At 71.2% G+C, this 21,040-nt stretch carries 7 protein-coding genes and 1 pseudogene; all 8 read right to left on the reverse strand.

Features of this window, described 5'->3' with window-relative positions:
- Positions 1–511: 511 nt before the first annotated feature.
- The 8 genes and pseudogenes from JNW91_RS05640 to JNW91_RS05675 all read right to left on the reverse strand — a co-directional run bounded on the left by JNW91_RS05640 (position 512) and on the right by JNW91_RS05675 (position 21,033).
- Entirely contained in the window at positions 512–1,255 is a 744-nt protein-coding gene (locus JNW91_RS05640; protein WP_203173864.1) for a helix-turn-helix domain-containing protein, read from the reverse strand.
- A gap of 3 nt (positions 1,256–1,258) precedes the next feature.
- Positions 1,259–1,978, reverse strand: a complete 720-nt coding sequence (locus tag JNW91_RS05645; protein WP_203173865.1) for a thioesterase II family protein — start codon at positions 1,976–1,978, stop codon at positions 1,259–1,261.
- A gap of 23 nt (positions 1,979–2,001) precedes the next feature.
- Positions 2,002–4,425, reverse strand: coding sequence for a beta-ketoacyl synthase N-terminal-like domain-containing protein (locus tag JNW91_RS05650; protein ID WP_203173866.1), 2,424 nt, complete (start codon positions 4,423–4,425; stop codon positions 2,002–2,004).
- Positions 4,422–13,169 (reverse strand): type I polyketide synthase, encoded by an 8,748-nt coding sequence (locus tag JNW91_RS05655; protein ID WP_203173867.1) that lies wholly within the window; start codon positions 13,167–13,169, stop codon positions 4,422–4,424. Before JNW91_RS05655 ends, JNW91_RS05650 begins: the two co-directional genes overlap by 4 nt.
- Before the next feature lie 196 nt (positions 13,170–13,365).
- Positions 13,366–18,456: pseudogene (locus tag JNW91_RS05660) on the reverse strand (type I polyketide synthase); the annotation flags it as partial.
- 2 nt (positions 18,457–18,458) lie between these two features.
- Complete coding sequence (locus JNW91_RS33090) at positions 18,459–19,052, reverse strand: cation:proton antiporter domain-containing protein (RefSeq protein ID WP_203173868.1); 594 nt, start codon at positions 19,050–19,052, stop codon at positions 18,459–18,461.
- Entirely contained in the window at positions 19,049–19,759 is a 711-nt protein-coding gene (locus JNW91_RS33095) for a cation:proton antiporter domain-containing protein (RefSeq protein ID WP_203173869.1), read from the reverse strand. Before JNW91_RS33095 ends, JNW91_RS33090 begins: the two co-directional genes overlap by 4 nt.
- Complete coding sequence (locus tag JNW91_RS05675; RefSeq protein ID WP_203173870.1) at positions 19,756–21,033, reverse strand: NAD(P)/FAD-dependent oxidoreductase; 1,278 nt, start codon at positions 21,031–21,033, stop codon at positions 19,756–19,758. The genes JNW91_RS33095 and JNW91_RS05675 overlap by 4 nt, the downstream gene beginning before the upstream one ends.
- Positions 21,034–21,040: the final 7 nt, after the last annotated feature.

The following is a 21,040-nucleotide window of genomic DNA, read 5'->3' on the forward strand; positions in this document are numbered from 1 at the left end:
TCACTGTCGCAGTAGTGGTTGCGCCAGTCGCGCAAGCTTGCGTTGAGCAGGGGAAAGAGGGGGCAGTCCTGAGCGTGTGAGCAGCCCATGTCACTCCGATCTGGCCAGCGTCACCCGGCGAAAGGGTGGATGGCATGAGTTGGAGGGGCAGGTCTCGGTCAGCAAGCATACATACCATATGGATGACTGGCGATCGAGGAGCGATCGTGCCGAACGCGATCAGCGGCCTGGTCACGCCCCACTACGGCCTGGTCGGCGACAAGTCCGGCGGTGATCCCTCTGGTTTCGTCGTCGGGCTCCCGAAACAATCCGAGCTGGTATCTCTCCGACAGGCCAGTTGTGCCCGAGTATCGACGCTGCACTCCCGCCGACTTGACTCCCTCCTTCCGACAGCCGGCCTCATCCAGATCAGCACCCGCGGTCGTCGCGAGTAATGCTTTGTCAGGTCGGCGTGTTGTGGGGCGGCCAGGGGCCGGGGTAGTTCGATGTGTTCGAGGCGATCCGCGTGCCGTCACGAGACGACTGCGTGCCCCAACGTGCCTCGTAGGTGGGTAGACGGCAGCACGGCCACGATGGGTGGGCAGCGCCAGTCCGGCCGGCGGATCGTGATGTCGACCGCCAACTGGTCGAACTGACGCACCCGCAGGGGTCCCACGCAGCCGCCCGGCGGCGAGCCGCCGTCCCGATGGTCCGGCCCGAGGGCCACCGCCAGCAGGTACCAGCTCCCTGCCGGCACGGCGGGAAAGTAGAAGGGCTCGCTGTCGTGCACGACTGCGCCCGCAACCGGGCTGCTCTGCAGGATCCGTCCAGGGAAGACCCCGACGAAGAACCTCGTGTCCGGCGTTTCCGCCCGGTGGACCACGCCGCGCACGGCGCCGGCGTCGCGGCGGCCACTCCCGGTCGCGGTGACGGGCACCATGGGCTGTTTACCGTGTGCCATCCGCCGGTACTGGATCGGGGAGACACCGACCGCCTCGGTGAACCGTCGGGTGAACGTGCCGACGCTGTGGTAGCCAACGGCCAGCGAGACCTCGGCGGCACTGAGCCGTGTGGTCCGCAACAGGTACTTGGACTTGTGCAGTCGGACGGCCGCGAGAAATCGTCCCGGACTCACTCCGGTCGTCTGCCGGAACACCCGGATGAAGTGGAACTTGCTCATTCTCGCGACGTGGGCCAGCTCGTCCAGCGACAGGGGGTCCCGATAGCGGTCCCAAAGGGTGGCCACGGCCTCCCGGATGTATTCCTCACTGGACATTCGTCACTCCCCGTATGCCGATTCGATCTCAGCTACCAACAGCCGAGCGAAAGGTGGAAAACAGTCGCCAAAGAAAAAGAAGTGCTCGCCCGGGCACAGGTGCTGCCGCACGCTCCCCTCCGTCTCGTGGCTCCATCCGGCGAGGCCGGCGGGCGGGGTCAACGGGTCGTCCATCCCACCGAAAACCGTCAGTGGCACGCGTAGCGGTGCCCGCCCCGGGTCCGGGACGTACGAATCGAGCATGCGTAGGTCTGCCCGCACCACATTGAGGAACCGTTCGCGGAATTCGGGAAGCTCTTCGATGCGATCCGGCACCCCACCCAGCTCGATCAACGCGCGCATCAGTTCGTCGTCCGGGAGCTCGGGTCGGATCGGTCGGACACGCTCGCCGTGCGGTGCGATCCGGCCGGAGACACCCAGCCAGGTCAGGCCCACTCCCCGGTCCTCCAGTCCGCGGGCGACCTCGGTGGCGACGACAGCCCCCAGGCTGTGCCCGAACAGGGCCATCCGTGGCCCCGTCCACGGCACGATGTCCTCGGTCACCTCGGCGACCAGCAGGCCCATGTCCTGCCGGGCGGGCTGACGGTGACGCTGGCCCCGGCCGGGCAGGTCGAGCAGGAGCAGATCCCAATCGGCGGGGATCTCCCGCGCCAGGGGGTGATAGGCCGTCCCCGAGGCGCCAGCGTGCGGAAACACCACCAGACGCAGCGCGGGATCAGGCACCGGTCGCGGCCGAACGAACGGGGTCATCCTCCCGCCCTCGTGACGACGTCGTCCGCGATCGTGGCGACGAGCTCCGAGAGGGGTGCGTGCGGCGACAGGTCATTGGCGGCGGCACCATGGCCGTACCGCCGTCCGACCAGGCTGGTGAACTCGGCGAAGGTGAAGGAGTCGCCGCCCACGTCCAGGAACGACAGGGTTGGGTCGGGGTCCTCCCGGGCTCCCAGCACGCCCCTCAGCGCGGCGGCGAGGTCCGCCTCCACGCTCTCCCGGTCGCGCGGATCGACGGCAGCGTCGAGCGGGACCGCGGCCCCGCTCCGCTCGCTGGGGCGGAACCCGACAGCGGCCGGTTCGTCGATCCAGAACCGCCGCCGCTGGAAGGGGTACGTGGGCAGGTCGCCGACGAGACGCGCCCCGGGTGCGCGGAGGGTGTCGAGGCGCAGCTCCGCCCCGCTGAGGAACAGCTCCGCGACAGCGCGAAGGAACAGCTGCGGCCACACACTCTCTGGTCCCTCGACGAGCGCTTGGCGGTGCGGCTGCCGGTCTGTCTCCCATTCGAGCCAGGCGACGGTGTCGGACCGGTCGTCCGTCGCTGCCCGCCGCACGTCGACGCGGACGCCGAGCCCGCCGACGAGGTGCGCTAGAGCGAGCACGGGATTGACCGACGCGGGTTGCGTCTCGCTCGCCAGGAGCGGAAAGGCTCGGGCGATCGTGGCGCAGGCGGCGGTGACCAGCGCGCTGTCACCGGGCACGACCAACGTGGCGCAGCGGACGGCTCGGACCGGCCGGTGAGCTGGCGCCGACGTGGCCGCGGCGAGACCAGTGGCCAGTTCACCGCTGGTCGCGCCGACCACCGCCAACCGGTACGTGAAGGGCACGCGACCGACTCGCAGCGTGTGACAGATGGACGCAGAGTCGGTCGGGTCCCCGTTCCGCAGGCGCTCGCTCACCGCGCCGGCGAGCTCGAACAGGGCTGCGGGGCTCCTCGCGGACAGCACCAGCAACTCGGGACGGGGGGCGGCGTCCGGCGAACCCGCGGGCTCGGGCTCGTACGCCTCCAGCACGGCGTGCACGTTGGTCCCGCTCATGCCGAAGGAGTTGATCCCCGCGACCTTTCGCGCCAGGGACCGGGGCCAGGCGGCCTTCCGTCTGGGCACCTCGAACCGCATGGTCCCCCAGGGGATGCGTGGGTTCAGCTCGCCGTCGTCCTGCCCCACCGCAGCCGGGATCTCCCCGTGCCGCAACGTGAGCACCGTCTTGATCAGTGCCGCTATGCCGGACGCCGCCTCGAGGTGACCCAGACGCGCCTTGACGCTGCCGAGGAGCAGCGGAGTGCCCCGCCGCCGAACGGCCTCGCCGAGGGCCCCGTCCAGGGCCCCGACCTCGACCGGATCGCCGAGCGGTGTGCCGGTTCCGTGCGCCTCCACCCAGCCCACCTCCTCGGCCCGCACACCGGCATCGGCGAGCGCCGCGGTGATGACCTCCTGCTGTGCCTGCCCGTTCGGCGCGGTGAGGCTGGAGGCGGCACCGTCGTGGTTGGTGGCGGTCCCCCGCACGACCGCCAGGATCGGCCGACCCTCCCGTTCGGCCCTCTCCAGCCGCATCAGCACCACCGCACCCACACCCTCGGCCCGCCCGTACCCGTCGGCAGAGGCCAGGAACGATTTCGAGCGCCCGTCGGCGGCCAACGCCCCGGTCTGGCAGAGCGACACCATGAGGTTGGCGGACAACAGCAGATTCGCCCCGCACACCAACGCGTAGCGGCAGTCCCCGGCCCGCACGGCCCGCACCGCGAGGTGCAGCGCGGTCAGGGACGAGGAGCAGGCGGTGTCCACGCTGACCGTCGGACCGGAGAACCCCATGACATGACAGATTCGACCAGCGGCGAAGCAGAGCCCGCCGCCTGTGGTGTAGTAGGGATCGATCCGTGAGGTGTCGCCCCGGTTCTCCAACCGCTCGGTGTACTCCGAGGCCATGATGCCCAGGAACACGCCGACGTCGAGTCGATCCTTCCGGCGGACGGCGATGCCGGCCCGTTCCATCGCCTCCCACGCGACCTCCAGCAGCATGCGCTGCTGTGGGTCGAGGAGTTCCGCCTCGCGGTGGGAGATGCCGAAGAAGTCCGCGTCGAACTCCGCGATCCGTGGATGGAAGCCCGCCTGGTCCACGTACGACCGGCCCGGCGTGCCCGGCCGCGGGTCGAACACGTCGCGTAGCCCCGGTCGGTCCGTCGGGATCGGCGACAGCGCCAGGCCGTCATCGCACAGAAAGTCCCAGTACTGCTCGGGCGTGTCCAGGCCACCGGGCATCCGTACGCCCAAACCGACGACAGCCAGCGGGTGGTTGTTCCGCCCCTCCAGTTCCCGGATCCGGGCCCTCAGTCGGCGGGACAACTCGAGTTGCTCCGACATCAGCCGCCGGATCCGTTCTTCGTCGATAACCTGGCTCACTCCGCCTCCTCCAGGTCTGCCTGCACGGCTGCCATCAGCTCGCCGAGCCGCGATCCCTCCGGACCACCGCCGTTCGTCGCCGACGCCGGTGGGACGATCCGCCGCATGAGGTGGTCGGTGAGGTCCGAGATCGTGGGATGGTCCAGGGCCACGGTGGCGGGCAGGTCCCGGGCCAGGGCGTGAGACAGCCGGGCCCGCAGGTCCATCACCATGATCGAGTCGAGTCCCAGGTCACCGAACCCCCACTCGTCTGTGACCTCGACGTCGTCGCCCAGGACCTCCCGGGTGGCCGCCGCGACAGCCTCACGCAGCCGGTCACGGCGGGCCTCGTGACCAAGTTCGGCGAGGTCGTCAGCGAGCCAGCCACGTCGCCCTGCCGGCTCGTCGGGGACGAGCGCACCGCCCTCGACGAGCGCCGAATGGCGACCGAGGTCCACGGCGGCGGCAACCAGACGGCTTCTCCCGCCGGTGAGAGCCAGTCGGACCAGTTGCTCGGCCTCGTCGTCATCGATCGCGCGCATGCCGAGCCTCCGCGCGGCGGCCAGAGCCTCGGGCGAGTCCGCCAGACCGCCACCACCCGCCGGGATCCAGGGACCCCAGTCGATGCTGGTGGCCGGGACGCCCTGGACGCGCAGCGTCTCGGCGAAACCGTCCAGGTATCCGTTGGCAGCCGCGTAGTTGGTCTGCCCCGGCGACCCCAGCACGGTGGAGGCCGAGGAGAAGAGCACGAAGGCGTCCAGCGGATGGTTTCGCAGCACCTCCGCGATGTTCGCCGCGCCGTACGCCTTCGCCGCGAAGACCTTCTCGATGGACGACCGGTCGAGGCGCTCGAAGGTCCGGTCGTCGGTGCCGCCGGCCAGGTGCCAAACCGAGCGCAGGGGTGTCACCTCGCCGGCCTCGTCGACGGCGCGACGACAGTCCTCCGGATTCGTGACGTCCCCGGTGACCACGTGCACCCTGGTGCCCCCGGTGGCCAGTTCGTCGAGCTGGGCGCGTGCCGCCGTGGTCGGCGCCGAGCGCGCCATGAGGGTGATGCTGGGCGTGCCCTGCCGGGCGAGGAAGCCGGCCAGTCGCAGGCCCAGGGCGCCGAGCCCGCCGGTGATCAGGGCGCCGCCGACCGGATACCTGCCGTTCGCCGCCGCCGTGTCCCGACGCAGCCGCAGCGTTCGGACGCCGTCGGCAGCGACCTGCAACCGGACGCCCCGCGCCGGCCGGCCCAGCAGTTCGGCCACCACGGTCGCGAAGGCGGACCCGTCCCAGTCGTCGGCGAGGGCGATGCGGGGCAGCACCCGGGCCGTCTCGGCCTCCAGCGAGGCCAGAAGACCCCACAAGGCCTCGCGGATCGGCGGGGCGGAACCGCCGATCACCGCGTACGGGATGTTCCGAGGAGCGACGCGCAGCGCACGGGTCAGCTCCTCGGTGGCGGTGAGAGCGTCGGAGGGACCGCGGCCGAGAGTCGGATCAGCGAACCTGGTGTCGACGACGAGATCGGCGTCGAGCCCGGTCAGATCCTCGGCGCGGACCGTCGTCACGTGGTACCCGCGGCCACCCAGTGCCTCCCGGACGGCCTGGCCGGGCTGCCTGCCCGCACCGAGGAGCGCGATCCGGGCGGCCGAGCCCACGGACGCGGCGGCCGGGGCGGGCGTGTGACGCGCCCAGTGCAGGCTGTAGGCGTGCCGGACACCGGCGCGCAGCGACGTTTCCAGCAGCGACCGTGGCGCACTGCGCAGCCGGAAGCCGTCCACGGTCAGGACGGTGACGCCCGTCTGGTCGAACATGTGCAGGTCCGCGACCTCGACCTGTGCCCGCCCACCGCGGCCGGTGTCGTGTCGGACGGCCCGCACGTGCGCCCACAGCCGCCGTCCCGGTACCGGGCGGCCGGAGAAGGACAGCCGGGCGGCGGCGAAGGGAATCGCCAGGGCCTGCCCGTCCGCGACGGTGTCGTCGGGGGGCCGAACCTCGAACACGACGCTGCTCTGCAGACACGAGTCGAGCAGCCCCGGATGGATCTGATAGCTCGCCGGATCCTCGTCCATCTCGTCGGGCTTTGCGAAGCTGACAAGGGCCTCGTCGCCACGGATCCAGATCCGGTCGATCCAGCGGAAGGACGGGCCGAGGTGATAGCCGAGGCCGTGCAGGTGACGGTAGAACTCGGTGCCGGACAACCGCCGATCAGCCGCGGCGATGAAGACATCGGGGCTGATCGTCGGGGTGGAAAGCGAGTCGGTCCCCGAGACGATCCTGGCGACCAGGTGCTCGATCCACCGGCCCGTCTCGGGATCCAGCAGGCTCTGCACGCGGAGACTGCGCGACTCCCCCGTGTCCTGCGACTCGTGGATCTGCGTCTCGTAGCGTTCACCCTCCCGGAGCACCAGTGCCTGGGGAAAGTGCAGATCCTCCAACACGATGGGCGCGTCGTCAGCGGCCACAGCGGACAGGGCCGTCGCGGTGTGCGACGCCGCGGGCACCGATACCGTGCCGAACAGTCGGTGATCGGCCAGGTGAGGTGGATACTCGGGGCTGCGGTGGGTCCGGAAGACCCGTCCCGCCAGCGCAGGCGAGCGGATCTCCGTACCCCACGGCGGCGGCGCGCTCGGATGTGACTCAGCCGGCTGCGGCATGTCCGGCCAGTGCCGGGTGGCGGCGAACGGGTACCCGGGGGCATGGGCCCGCCGCGCCCCGTACGGGTACGCCCTGGCCCAGTCCAGATCCTGGCCGGCCTCGTACAGTGCCCTGGCGGCGATGAGCAGGGCACCGCGCTCGTTCGCCCCCCTTCGAAGCGAGGAGACGCCCCTCCCCGGCGGTGCCGAGCCCGCTCCCCGCACCAGATTCACGAGCGTGGCGTCCGGGCCGATCTCCAGGCAGAAATCGACACCCAGCTCGCGCAGTCGCCGGGCACCGTCCAGGAAACGGACCGGCCGTCGGGCTTGCCGCACCCAATAGTCGGCTTCGAGAGAATCGACCACGTCGCCGGTCAGGTTGGACACGACGGGTATCCGCGGTGCCTGGAACCGCAGCGGGGCCGAGGCACCGGCGAACTCGTCCAGGACCGGGTCCAGCAGACGCGAATGGAAGGCCCGGGTGACGCTGAGCCTGCGCACCGGCAGACCTTCGGCCGACAGCTTGGCGGCGAGGGCCTCAATCTCGGCCGGCCTGCCGGAGACGACCGTCGCCTCCGGCGCGTTCACGGCCGCGATGTCCAGGCTGGTGCCCGCGATGTGCATGGCGACGCGATCCTCGGCGGCGGCGACTGAGAGCATCGCCCCGGGCTCGGTCCGCTGCATGAGGCTGGCCCGCTGGGCGACAAGCCGCATACCGGCCGGGAGGTCCATCACCCCGGCGTACAGGGCGGCAGCGATCTCGCCGACGCTGTGCCCGATGACGGCCACGGGGGTCACGCCCCAGGACTCCCAGAGCGAGGCGAGCGCCACCTCCAACGCGACAAGTGCCGGCTGGGTCAGCCGCGTCTCAGCCAGAATGCTGTCGTCTCCCCCGCTGAACACCAGGTTGGTGAGGGAGGCGCCGACATCCGGGCCCAGGAGCTGCGCACACTCGTCGAATGCCGCGCGGAACGTGGGCTCGGACTCGTACAGCTCCCGACCCATGCCGGCGTACTGGCTGCCCTGGCCCGAGAAGAGGAAGGCGACCCGCGGTGGACCGCCCGCCGGATGCCCACGCACCGGTCGGCGCAGCCCATCCAGGAGCTGCTTCCGGGTTCGCCCGAGGACCGCCCGCCGGTACGCGAGGTGCGCCCGGCCGACGGCCGCGGTGCGGGTCAGGTCCGCCATCTCCTCCTCATCGGCGCTTTCCAGCCGGTCGAGCCAGGTTCTCGACAACCGCTCCAGCCCTGCGGTGTCCGGTGCGGACAGCAGCAACAGCCGCGTTCCGTCCGACGATCCGTCCGCCGCCGGCCGGCGTGCGACCGGAGCGTCCCCCGGATCGGAGAGCACGACATGCGCGTTGGTACCGGTGAACCCGAAACCCGACACGCCGGCGACCCGAGCGCGACCGTCGCGCCACCACGGTGTCGGGCGGTCCACCACCCGTACGTTCATCTCGGCCCACGGGACCTGCGGGTTCGGCCTGGTGAAATGGAGGTTCGCGGGGATCAGGTCGTGGCGCAGGGCCAGCACCGTCTTGATGACGCCCACGATTCCCGCCGCCGACTCGCAGTGCCCGATGTTGCTCTTGACCGAGCCCACGTGCAGGGGTTCGCCGGGACGGCGTCCCGGGCCGAGCACACGCCAGGCGGCGCCGAGTTCGATGGGGTCGCCGAGCGCGGTGCCCGTACCGTGGGCTTCCAGGTAGGACAGCTCGCGTCCGGCCACGCCGGCGTCGGCCAGCGCCGTCGCGAGCAGCCTTTCCTGGGCGGTGCCGTTGGGGGCGGTCAGCCCGGCCGAGGCGCCGTCAGAGTTGACGGCGGACCCGCGAACCAGCGCCAGCACGAGATCCCCGTCGCGCCGGGCGTCACGCAGCCGCTTGAGAACGAGCACCCCGCACGCCTCGGCCCGTACGAAGCCGTTCGCGTCGGCGGAGAACGTCCGACAGCGTCCGTCGGGGGAGAGCATCCGCGCACGGCTGACCGAGATCGATGACATGGGGTCCAGCAGCACGTTGACCCCACCCGCGAGGGCCGTGTCGGTCTCGTGCGAACGCAGCGAGCGTAACGCCAGGTGCAGCGCCACCAGCGAGGACGAGCAGGCGGTGTCCACCGCCATCGCCGGGCCCGCCAGGCCCAGCAGGTAGGCGACCCGGCCCGCGACGGCGTTCAGGGCGGTCCCGGTCCCGTAGTAGGCGTCGATCCGGTCGGCCCCGCCGCGCGCGAGCACCCGGGCGTAGTCGGCGTAGCTGACACCGACGAAGACGCCGGTCTGTGAGCCGGCCAGGGCCCGGGGGTCCATGGCGGCGTCCTCCAGGGCGTGCCACGCCGCTTCGAGCAGCAGTCGTTGCTGCGGATCGGTGTTGACCGCCTCACGGGTCGGGATTCCGAAGAAACCCGCGTCGAAGCGGGCGATGTCGTTGAGGAAGCCCCCCTGATCGGTGGTGATTCGACCGCTGAACCTCGCACCGTCCCAGCGGTCACCGGGCACGGCCGTCACACCGTCGTGGCCGCCGCGCAGCAACTGCCACAGTTCGTCGACGGAGTCGGCCCCGGGGAACCGACCGGCCATCCCGACGATGGCGATGGGCTCGCCCGAAGCCGTGTCCGATTGCTCCCGCGGCGACGCGACCCGCACCGACGTCCGCACTTCACGATCGGAACGCGCGGCCTCCGCACTGAGGATTTCGGTCAGGAAGGCGGCCAGTTCGGCGATTGTGGGATGGTCGAAGACATCTGCCGCGCTCACTCTCACGCCGAGCTCGGCCGACACCGCCCGGGCCAGGTCCACCGCCATGATGGAATCCATGCCGAGATCGGAGAAGCCGGACGTCCGCGGAAGGTCGCCCCCCTCGGCGTGCCCGAGCTGCACCGCCAGCAGCCTGGCGACGTGCTCCCGGAGGGCGGCGTCGCGGGCACCTTCCGGCAGAGCGATGATGCCCGCGCCGACGGACGGCGCGTCCGGCGCATCCGGCGTGTCCAACTCCGCGAACAGCCCACGCCGGCGCACCCCGGCCATCACCTCCGTCAGCCGGTATGGGTCGATCGGACAGGCGACGAGGTGTCCCGCCGCGCTGGGAGCCCGTGCGGTAAGCGCCGCACAGCCCCGCTCGGCGCTCAGCGCACCGACCCCGATCCGTACCGACTGGGCACGCAGCTCGGCATCGGCCATTCCGCCGCCGTCCAGCGCCCACGGCCCGTAGGCGATGCTGACCGCCGGTAATCCGACGGACCGGCGGTACGCGGCCAGTGCGTCCAAGGCCCCGTTCGCCGACGCGTACGCGCCGTGCCCCGGGCTGCCCCACAGGGCGGAGACCGAGGAGACCAGCACGAAGAAATCCAGCGGCCACGACAGGGCCGCCAGGTGCAGCGACCATGCCCCGCCCGCCTTCGCCCGCAGCGCTGCGGCGAACCGCCCGGTGGCGAGAAGCTCCGCCGGGGCGGTCTCCACCGTGCCCGCCGCGTGGACCACTCCGCGTACCTCGGGCATCGCCTCCAGTGCCGAACAGGCCGCTGCCAACCGCTGCGGATCGTCGCACCCGCCGCCCCGGTAGGCGACCTGCACGTCGGCACCGCGCAGGTCGTCGAGGAGCTGCGTCGCCGGCGTCGGCAGGTCCCCGACACCTCGCCTGCCGATCAGCAGCAGGTGTCGCGCCCCCCGTCGAACCAGATCCGCGGCGATCTCCCGTCCGACAGCGCCGAGCCCGCCGGTGATGATGTAGGTGGCGTCGGCGCGCACGGGCAACCGCGGCTCGTGTTCGGTGGCCGGACGCAGCCGAGCGCCGAAGACGTCGCCGCGGCGCACCGCGATCAGGTCCTCGACCGGGCCGTCGTCCTCCGCCGCCGGCGAGGTGAGGTGACCCAGCAACGCGTACACGTCGGTCTCGGTCACCTCCCACGGCAGGTCGACCACGCCACCCCAGACGTCACCGAATTCGAGGCCCAAAACGGGCGCCAACCCGTGCACCGGGCCGTGGCCGCCGGCGGCGGAATCATGCTCGTCGACGCGCAGGCCGCCCCGGGTGACCGCGACGGCCCGACCTCCCACGGGAACTGCGCGGGACAGGGCGGTCACCGCCGCCGTGACCGCCGCGCACGACGCAGCGGCCTCGCTGACGAACGTCTCGGGCCGCTCGGTCGGTGCTGCCTTCATCGCCATCACGAGCGCCACCCGCCCCGGTGACCGGTCCTGCCAGAACCGCTGCCAACCTGGCGCGTCCGCGGGCAGCTCGGCGTATGCCCAGCCGGGCGGCGGTTCGCCGTAGGAGGACCGCTCGGCACCGCCGGGGCCCGGCGGCCGCGGCACCAGGATCGTGCCGGGCAGGCCCTGGGCCGCCGCCGACACACTGATTCGGAACAGGAGGTCAGCGTCGTCGCCCGCCAGGACGAGGCGGTGGTCGGTCGGCGCCGCGACCGCCGCCCGACCGATCGGCGACCAGCCGACTGTGTGCGCCGAAACAGGTTGGCTTCTGGTCGGCTCCCCGGCCGGTGTCGGCAGGGGATCCGGACCGTGCCGGCGCCGCTGCCACGGGTAGGTCGGGATGTCTATGAGGTCCCGCACCGGCACTGCCGCCGTTGGCCGTGGGTCGTCCTGCCCGGATGCCAGGAGGGTCACGCCGGGCGAGGGACGGCCCTCGGCCAACGCTCGCAGCGCTTCGACCGCCGTGCCCGGTTCGGTGGCGGCGATCCGGGCGGCGATGTCCATCCGGGTCCGCCCGTACACCGCCATGGCGGCGAACGCCGGGTAGTCGCCGGGGGCCAGCCCGGCGAGATGTTCGGCGTACCGGGCGGCCAGTGCGCGCAACGCCTCAGGGGTACGGGCGCTCAGGTCGAAACCGTTGGTCGTGGCGGGCCGAGCAGGCGTGCCGGCCCACCCGCCGAGGATGACGTGGGCGTTGGTGCCGCTCATGCCGAACGAGCTGACCGAGGCGTACCGGCCGTTGTCGCTGGCCCAGGCCATCGGCTCCACGGGCACGGTGATGCCCGTACCGGACAGGTCAGTCCTCGGGTTCAGGGTGCGGAAGTGCACAACCGGTGGGATCCGCCGGTGGCGCAGGCACAGCACGGCCTTGATCAGCCCGGCTATCCCGGCTGCTGCCTCCAGGTGCCCGACATTCGTCTTGACGGCACCAACCGGCAACGCGGCCTGGTCGTTGCGGCGTCCGAGCGCCGTGGCCAGCGCCTCCATCTCGATCGGGTCGCCGAGCGCGGTCCCGGTGCCGTGGGCCTCCACGTAGCCGATGTCGGCCGGCGCGAGGCCCGCGTCGGCCAGGGCTGCGTCGATCAGGGCGACCTGTGACAACACGTTCGGTACGGTGAAACCGCTCGACCGCCCGTCGGCATTCACCGCCGAGCCCCGCAGCACCGCGTGCACCCGGTCGCCGTCGCGTAGCGCGTCGTCCAGCCGCTTGAGGACCACGACCCCGCAGCCCTCGCCCCGGGTGAACCCGTTGGCGCGCGCGTCGAAGGTCTTGCACCGCCCGTCCGGCGCCAGGGAGCGGGTGGCGGCCACCAGCCGCATGGACCGTGGGGACATGACGAGGTTGGCCCCGGCGGCGAAGGCCATCTCGCACTCGCCGCGCCGCAGTGCCTGCACCGCCAGGTGCACCGCGACCAGAGACGACGAGCAGGCGGTGTCGACGGCCAGCACCGGCCCGTTCAGGCCCAACGCGTGGGCGACCCGGCCGGCCGCGAAGTTGTGCCCGTTACCGGTGGTGGCGTAGGCGTCCGGTTCGCCACTGAGCCAGTCCCGGTAGTCCTGCCACATGATGCCGAGGTACAGCCCCGCCCGCGTGTCGCGCAGCCGGTCGGCCGGTAGGCCGGCGTTCTCCATGGCCTCCCAGGCGACCTCCAGCAACAGCCGGTGCTGGGGGTCGAGGTGCCGGGCCTCGCGCGGACTTATACCGAAAAAGTCCGCGTCGAAGTCGAGGACCTCGTCGAGAAAACCGCCGCGGTGCGGCAGCCCTTCCCACTCCCTGGCGAAAGCTCCCATCCGCGAGCGTGGCATTTCCCGCACGAGGTCGTGTCCGCCGATCAGGGCCTTCCAATAGCCGCCCAGGTCGGCGATTCCGCCCGGTAGACGCAGGCCGACGCCGACGATCGCGACCGGCGACATGCTCTCCTGCTGCTCCAGTCGACGCCGCAACGTCCGGATCGTGTCCCGGGCGCGGCTGAGCGGGGTCGTCCGGCCCGTGTCCGAAGTTTCGGGCTGCTCCATCAACGGGGTTTCTCCAATCCGGGCCCGGCGGCCAGCCGCTCGCACAGCGCCATCGCGACCGCGCGGGGGCTGCCATGCGCCCACAGCAACGTCGGGGGCAGGCGGAGGCCGAACGCGCCTCCAGGCGGTTGCGCAGTTCCAGGCCCATGAGCGAGTCGAGACCAAGGTGCTTGAAGTTCGCGTCCGGCCGGATGCTCTGGGCGTCCATCCGCAACACCCGACCCGTCAGGTCCCGCACCCCGTCCTCGGCGATGCCGAGCCGGCTGTCCGGGTCGGCCTCGCCGAGGCGGGCGAGCAGCCCGCCACCGGCGGTCGTCCCCTCCAGGCCGGACAGCGACAGCAGGCGCTCCCAACTCGGGCTCGCCGCGGTGTCGGGATAGGCGTCGAACCACTGCCGCAGGTTCACCGCCACGTAGCCGACGACCACGTCGCCGCGAGCGATCATCCGGGTCAGCGCTGGCCACATCTCGTCCACCGCGACGCCCGCCATGCCCCGCGCTTCGAGCCGGTCGCCGCGTGCGGCGTCCTGCGCGGCCAGCCCGCTTCCGGTGACCGGGCCCCACTGCACGCTGAGTGCCGGCAACCCGCGGCCCCGACGGGCCTCGGCGAAGGCGTCCAGGTAGGCGTTGGCGGCGGCATAGGCGGCCTGCCCGGCGTTACCCACGAGCGTCGCCGCGGAGGAGAACAGGACGAGGTGCTCCAGCGGATCGTCGGCGGTAACGGTCGCCAGGTTCCGCACACCGTCGACCTTCGGCCGGAGCACAGCCGTCAACTGCTGGGGCGTGAGGTTCTGGATCGTGGCGTCGGCCAGGCCCCCGGCCGCGTGGAAAACCCCGCGCAGCGGCGGCAGGAGTTCGCGCAGCTCCGCCACGACCCGCCGGACCGCCGGGGCGTCGGCGACGTCACACGGCCGGACCTCCACCCGAGTGCCGCGGTCCCGCAACGCCGCAAGGCGCGCGGCGGCGGACGCGTCCGGGGCGGAGCGACCGAGCAGGACGAGAGCACCCGCTCCGTTCTCGGCGAGAAACTCGGCAAGCGAGAGCCCGAGCGCCCCTAGGCCACCCGAGATCAGGTACGTGCCGTCGGTGCGGAGCCAGGCCGTCGGCGGGCCTGCCGGTTTCGGCGGTGTCTTCCCGCCCCGGGTGATCCTGGCCCCCAGACGTCGGCCGCCCCGACGGGCGATCTGGTCCTCTGCGTCGTCGTGCAGGATCTCCGCCGCCAGCGACGCCGTGGCGGTCCGTACCGCGCCGTACTCGACGTCGATCAGGCGAGCCGCCAGTTCGGGATGTTCGCGTTGCAGGACCCGGGTGTAGCCCGAGTAGAGCGCCGACCCCGGATCCGGGACGTCGCCCGCGTCAACCGCCAGGGCGTTCTCCGTGACGATCACGAGGCGTGGTGGTGCGCCGAGCCGAACACAGCCGCGGACCAGTGCGGTGAGCCGGAGCAACCCGTCCCGTTGGGCGGGCAGTCCGGCGTCGGCGGCGGGCGCGACGAAGACCAGGCCGTCGCAGGTGCCCTCGGCGAGCAGGCGGTCGGGCTCCGCCCCGTCACGGACGACGGCGGTCCCGTCGGCCCCCGCGCTCGAGAGGGCGGCGGCAAGCACGTCGGCGGGTTCGCCGGCCGCCGAGTGCACGATCCACCGGCCGGAGGCGCCGGCCGTCCGGATCGGGGGCAACGGCACCCACTCGACGTGGTGCAGGCGCTCGGCCTCGACCTGCGGGTCACCGGCGAGCGCGGTGAGCTCCAATCCCTCAACGGTCAGCACCGGGCGACGTCTGTCGTCGAAGACCTGTACGTCCAGCAGACCGTCGCCACGCCGTACGGCGTGCGACCACAGCGTCGTTGCTGGCTGCTCGGGCAGGTCCCACCAGATCCGGTGGATGCCGGTGGGTACCAGCGCGGTGTCCCCGTCGCAGAGCGCGATCGCCACCTGCAGCGCGCCATCCAGCAGGGCCGGGTGCAGCGCGTGGGAGCGCTGGCCGCGGGCGAGCCGCTCGGGCAGCGACACCTCGCCCAACGCCTCGTTCCCGCCCTTGCGGAGCAGCAGGGTTCCCAGGCATCGGAAGGCGGGACCGTAGCCGAGCCCCCGCCGGGCGCAGTTGGCGTAGAACTCACCGTCCCGGGTCGACTCGTCGTCGCCGGACCAGTCCGGCCAGAGCGGCGGGGCGGCGAAGGCCGGGTGTCCGTTGGCCCGGGCCACGGCGTTGACCTCCCAGCGTTCCGCGCCCTCGGGCAGCGACAACAGGCGAAAGGCAGGTCCCTCCTCGGCGTCGTCGCGCCACTCGACGGTCAGGCGTGCGGGAGTCTCGCCCAGCGCCACCGGACTGACGAATCGGACGTCCGCCAGGCCGCCCGGGGTGGTGCCGGTCCGCCCACGCATGGCGTCCAGCGCGAACAACAGGACGACGGCACCGGGCAGCACCGGCGTGCCGTAAACCCGGTGGTCGCCCAACCAGGGCAGGTCGGGCAGGGACAGCTCGAGCGGAGCGTGCCACGTGCCGCTCTGGCCGACGGCCGGCTCCAGTGCGACAGCGAGGCCGCGGGCAACGCCCCGGCTGCGGGTCCGCTCCGCGATCCAGTACCGCTGCGGGCGTAGCGGGTAGCCGGGGACCGGCACCGGATCCCGGCTCGGTAGTCCGCCGAAAGGCTCCAACCCGGTGACGTAGCCGCGCGCCAGCGCCGTCGAAAGGTCGCGGGCCGAGCCGGCGTCGCGGTGCAGGGTCGGCAGTACGACGGTCGGCTCGGCCCGGAACCCCGCGACTCCCTCGATCGCGTTCGTCAGGACGGGATGGGCGCTGACCTCGACGACGTGTGTCACCCCGGTGTCCAACAGAGCCTGCATGGCGTCCGCGAACAGGACCGGCCGGCGCAGGTTCTCCGCCCAGTACGCCGCGTCCATCTCCCGTCCGTCGACCAGCCGGGACCGCACCGTGGACATCAGCTCGACGTGCGCGTCCCTCGGCCGGACGGCGGCCAGCGCGCTGAGTAGGTCGTCACGTAGGTCGTCCATCGCCGGGCTGTGCGAGGCGTAGTCGACGTTGACCAGCCGGCAGTGCACGCCGTCGGCCTCCAACAATTCGCTGAGCACCAGCACCTCGTCGGCGTCCCCGGACAGCACACACGACGTCGGCCCGTTGTGGACCGCGAGCGCGACGTGGTCCTCGAAGCCGTCGAGCGCTGCTCGGGCCGCGTCGGGGTCGAGTTCCACGGCGAGCATCCGGCCGAGTCCGCTGGACCGTCGGACGATGGCACTGCGGCGCGCCACGACTGACGCCGCATCCTCGTACGACAGGATTCCCGCCAGGGTGGCCGCTGCGATTTCGCCCTGGCTGTGCCCGACCACCACATCGGGCTCGACGCCGCTGGCCCGCCACGACTCGGCGAGGCCCAGCGACACGGCCCAGAGGACGGGCTGCAGCATGTCGATGCGGGTCAACCACTCCTCGTCCGCGTCATCGCTGAAGAAGTCGAGCAGGTCCCAGTTCGTATGGGCTCGAAGCGCCTCGCCGCACCTCGTGACCACCTCGGCGAACCGTGGGCAGTCCCGGAAGAGTTGCCGGCCCATACCGCTCCACTGCCACCCCTGACCGGGAAAGACGAAGGCCGTGCGGCCCCGCGGCACCGCCCATCCCACCACCGCGCCGGGGACCTCCAAGTCCTCCCAGCGTCCCGGCCGCCCCTGTCCCAGCCGGCCGGCGACGGCCGACACCTCTGCCAGCCTGGTCGAGGCCGCCAGCGCATCGCACGCCACCACCCCGCCTCGGACGGGAAAGTGGTCACGGCGCCAGGCCAGCGTGCCCGCCAGGCCGGCCATGCCGCCGGACGTGGTCGGCAGGGCCTCGCGCAGTTGGTCCGCGCGCTGCGCCAGCGCGGCCCCGTCCTTGGCGGACAGCGCGAGCAGGAACTCCTGCTCCGCCACCGGTTTCGCCGCCTCGGTGGGCCGGCCGGCCTGCTCGGGCGGTCCGGTCACGACCACATGGGCATTGGTGCCTCCCCATCCGAAGGAACTGACGCCCAGGTAGAGGGGTCCCGCCGCCGGTAGAGGTTCGGGCTCGCGCACCACCCGTACGCCGAGTCTCGCGAAGTCGATCGCGGGGTTGAGTTCGGCTGAGTGCCGACTCGGTGGCAACGTGCGGTGTCGGATGGCGAGGAGCAGCTTGACCAGGCCGGCGATGCCGGCGCTAGCCTCGAGGTGACCGATGTTTGTCTTGATCGAACCGATCCGCACCGGTCTGTCGGCCCGGCCCAACACCGCACCGACGGCAGCGGCTTCGATCGGGTCCCCCCGTCCCGTCCCGGTTCCGTGCGCCTCGATGTACCACGGAGCCGGCACTCCGCCGCCGTAGGCGCGGCGCAACAGATCCTCCTGCCCCTCCTGGCTGGGGGTGACGAGGCTGTCGCCCCCTCCGTCGTTGTTGACCACGGTGCGCACCACCACCCCGTGCACGTGGTCACCGTCGGCGAAAGCCCTCGCAAGGGTCTTGAGGTAGAGCGCCACGACTCCCTCGCCCCGGACGAACCCGTTGGCCCCCGCGCCGAACGCGGCGCAGCGCCCGTCGGGTGACAGTCCACCGAAGTGGGTCAGGCCCACGGTGACGTGCGGGTGCACCATGAGGTTGGTCGCGCCGACCAGAGCGGCGTCGATCTCCCCCTGCCGCAACGCCTGGACGGCCAGGTGGAGGGCGACGAGCGAGGAGGAGCAGCCCGTCTCGACGGTCATGCTCGGTCCACGTAGCCGGTAGTGGTACGACAGGCGCGCCGCGATCACGTCCAGGGCGTTGCCGACCAGGCTGTGCGGTGTCGGTTCGACCGCCCGTTCAAGGCGTAGCAGTTCGTAGTCGTGCCATGAGGCGCCGACGTACACCCCCGTGCGTGTGCCGGCCAGGTCGGCGCTGCGCACCCCGCCGTCCTCCAGCGCACGCCAGCTCGTCTCGAGCAGCAACCGCTGCTGCGGGTCCACCACCGCTGCCTCACGGGGCGACACCCCGAAGAAGGCGGCGTCGAACCGGTCCGCCCCGTCGAGGAAGCCGCCCACGGCCTGAATCTCGCGCTCCGGGTCCAGCACGGCGGAGCTGTCCCAGCGGTCGGACGGAACCGGACCGATCGCGTCGTCACCGCCCAGGAGCAGGGCCCACAGGTCGTCCACATCCGCCGCGCCGGGAAACCGACCGGCCATTCCGACGACGGCGACGGCTTCCGCGGGATCGTAGGTCATGTCTAGGCCCTTCCTGTTCTCGGAATCTGCGCGTCCTCGCCGAGTGGTGCCGCACCCACTGGCTGCCCACTCCTCGGGACGGGCACGTCGGCCTCCGGCGTCCTCCGGCGCAGGCGGTGCAGCAGGGACAGCAGGGGGCCGGTCATCGCCGTGGTCACCAGGGCCATCACGACCATGAGGGAGTACAGCGCGTTGTCGAGCAGCTCGAGTTGCAGCCCGACTCCGAGGATGACCAGTTCGGTCAGGCCGCGTGTGTTCATGAGTACGACGAGCGTGAGGGCCGGGCGGGCGGCCAGCCCTTGGGTGCGTGCCCCCAGGTAGGTGCCGCCGACCTTGCCGAGGACCGAGACCGCGAGGATGACGCCGAGCAGGGCGAGATCGGTGAGGTCCAGGGCCGTCAGGTCGACCTGTTGACCTGCCATGACGAAGTACACGGGCAACAGCAGGGCGGTGATCTGCCCGATCGGGACGGCGATGTCAGTGCGGGCGCCGGCGACATCCGGTCTCGGCACGACGGTGCCGAAGAGGAAGGCGCCGAAGATGTAGTGCAGCCCGATCGCCTCCGTGACCGCGCCCGAGAGCAGGACACCGGTCACCACGATGACGAAAGCCCACCCGGCGGCCGATGGTCGCCACCACTCCGGGCAAGGACCGCCTTGAGCAGTGGCCGGACCACGAACACGAGCACCACGATGAAGGGCACGATCAGCGCCGCCCGCCAGTACTGGCCGCCGTGGCCGGCGGCCGCCTGCACCGTCGCGAGGACGGTCCAGGCCACGACGTCGAGGGTGGCCGCCGCGGCGAGAGCGATCACCGCGACAGCCGGGTCGACGACTCGGCTGCTCTTGATGATCCTCGCCAGGACCGGAAGGGCGGTCACCGAGACTGCCAGCCCCATGAACACCATGAACGCCGTCGGATGCCCGGAGGAGTGCCGCTGCGGCAGGAGATAGGCGAGGCCAGCGCCCAGGGCGAACGGCACGAGCAGGGAGCCGAGGACGGTTCCGGTGACGATTCGGCCCCGCCTGAGCAGGATCCGGTGTTCCAGCTCGAATCCGACCGAGAACATGAAGAGCGCGACTCCGACGTCGGCCAGGGCCCGCAGCACCGGACGCAGTTCCGGGGGGAACAGCATCGAGGTGAACACCCCGTCGAGGAGAGTGGGCCCGAGCAGGATGCCGGCGACGATCTCGCCGACGACCGGAGGTTGCCCGATCCTGGTGGCTGCGGCCGCGAGGACCCTCGCGACCAGCAGGATCACCGCCAAGCTGACGAACAGGAGCTGGATCTGGTGGCTGGTCAACTGGCGCCGGCGGGAAGCTTGTTCTTCACGCCCAGGTCGTCCAGACGGATGGTGAACAGGGGGTGGTTGCCGCTCAGGCCGGAGATGAGCCTGACGAATGCGGCCGACGGCTCATCCCTGTGCTCCGGGTCCACGAGTTCCTGGGCCAGGCTGAAGTAGAACTCCTTGTACCTCGACCGGTCGTAAAAGCGCTCGACGAAGATGCGGATCTCGTCGAAGAAGGCACGGTACGCGGCACCATAGCGTGCCAGGGCCTCAGTTTCGATCTCTGGTCGACGCAGAATCTCGTCGATTATCTTCGACAGAACGCTGCCCGCCAACGTGGCCAGTGCGACGCCCGTCGAGAAAAGGGGATCGACGAATGCGGCGGTGTCTCCCACCAACACCCATCCCTTACCGTAGAAATCTCGATTCGTGTACGACCAGTCGCGCGCCGAGCGGAATCCTCCGGACTGACGAGCGTTGCGCATCAACTGTCGAAGCTTGGTCGTCTGCTGCCACTTCTCATGGAATAGTTCGGGCAGCGAACCGTTGTTGTCGCCGGCAAGTTCCGACCGCGTCACGTAGCCCACGCTCTGCCGGTCCTTGTCGATAGGAATGGCCCAGAACCAGCCATCGTCGATTCCCTCGATGAGAATGTTCGTCCATTCGTCACCGGGGAGTCGTTCACAGTTGTCGAAGTAGCTCCACACGGCGACGTTACGCAGTTCCTCGTGCCACGTGGCCTCCGTGAAGCGCCGGCTGAGCACCCGAGCCTGCCCCGAAGCGTCGACCACGAGATGCGCTCGCGCCTGGCGGACCTGCTGCTCGGCACCGCGGACGGTGAAGGTCACCCCGACAACCCTGCCGTCTTCCGAGATGGGCTCCTTGACGGTGGCGTCCTCGAGCACGTAGGCACCCAGCTCACGCGCCCGATCGAGGATCAGCGCGTCGAAGTCCGCCCGGCGGGTGTGGTAGGCGTACGCGTACGGTCCACCCTTGATGAACGAGAAGTTCCACGGTATCTGGTTGTTACCCCAGACCAGCGTCCCACCATATTTCCGCTCGAACCCCCGGGCGTCCAGCCTCTCGGTCAGACCGAGTTCCTCCATCGGGCGCATGACCGCCGGAATAAGAGATTCACCAATGTGATAGCGGGGGAATCTTTCCCGGTCGAGCACCAGAACCCGGCGGCCGGCTTTCGCGAGAAGGCCCGCGGTTGTCGCACCCGCAGGGCCCCCACCGATGACGATTACATCGAATTCAGTGGGCACGCCGAATAGGGATATAGACATGCGTTCT

Origin of the sequence: Micromonospora parastrephiae (assembly GCF_016802865.1) — a bacterium.
Taxonomy (GTDB): domain Bacteria; phylum Actinomycetota; class Actinomycetes; order Mycobacteriales; family Micromonosporaceae; genus Micromonospora; species Micromonospora parastrephiae.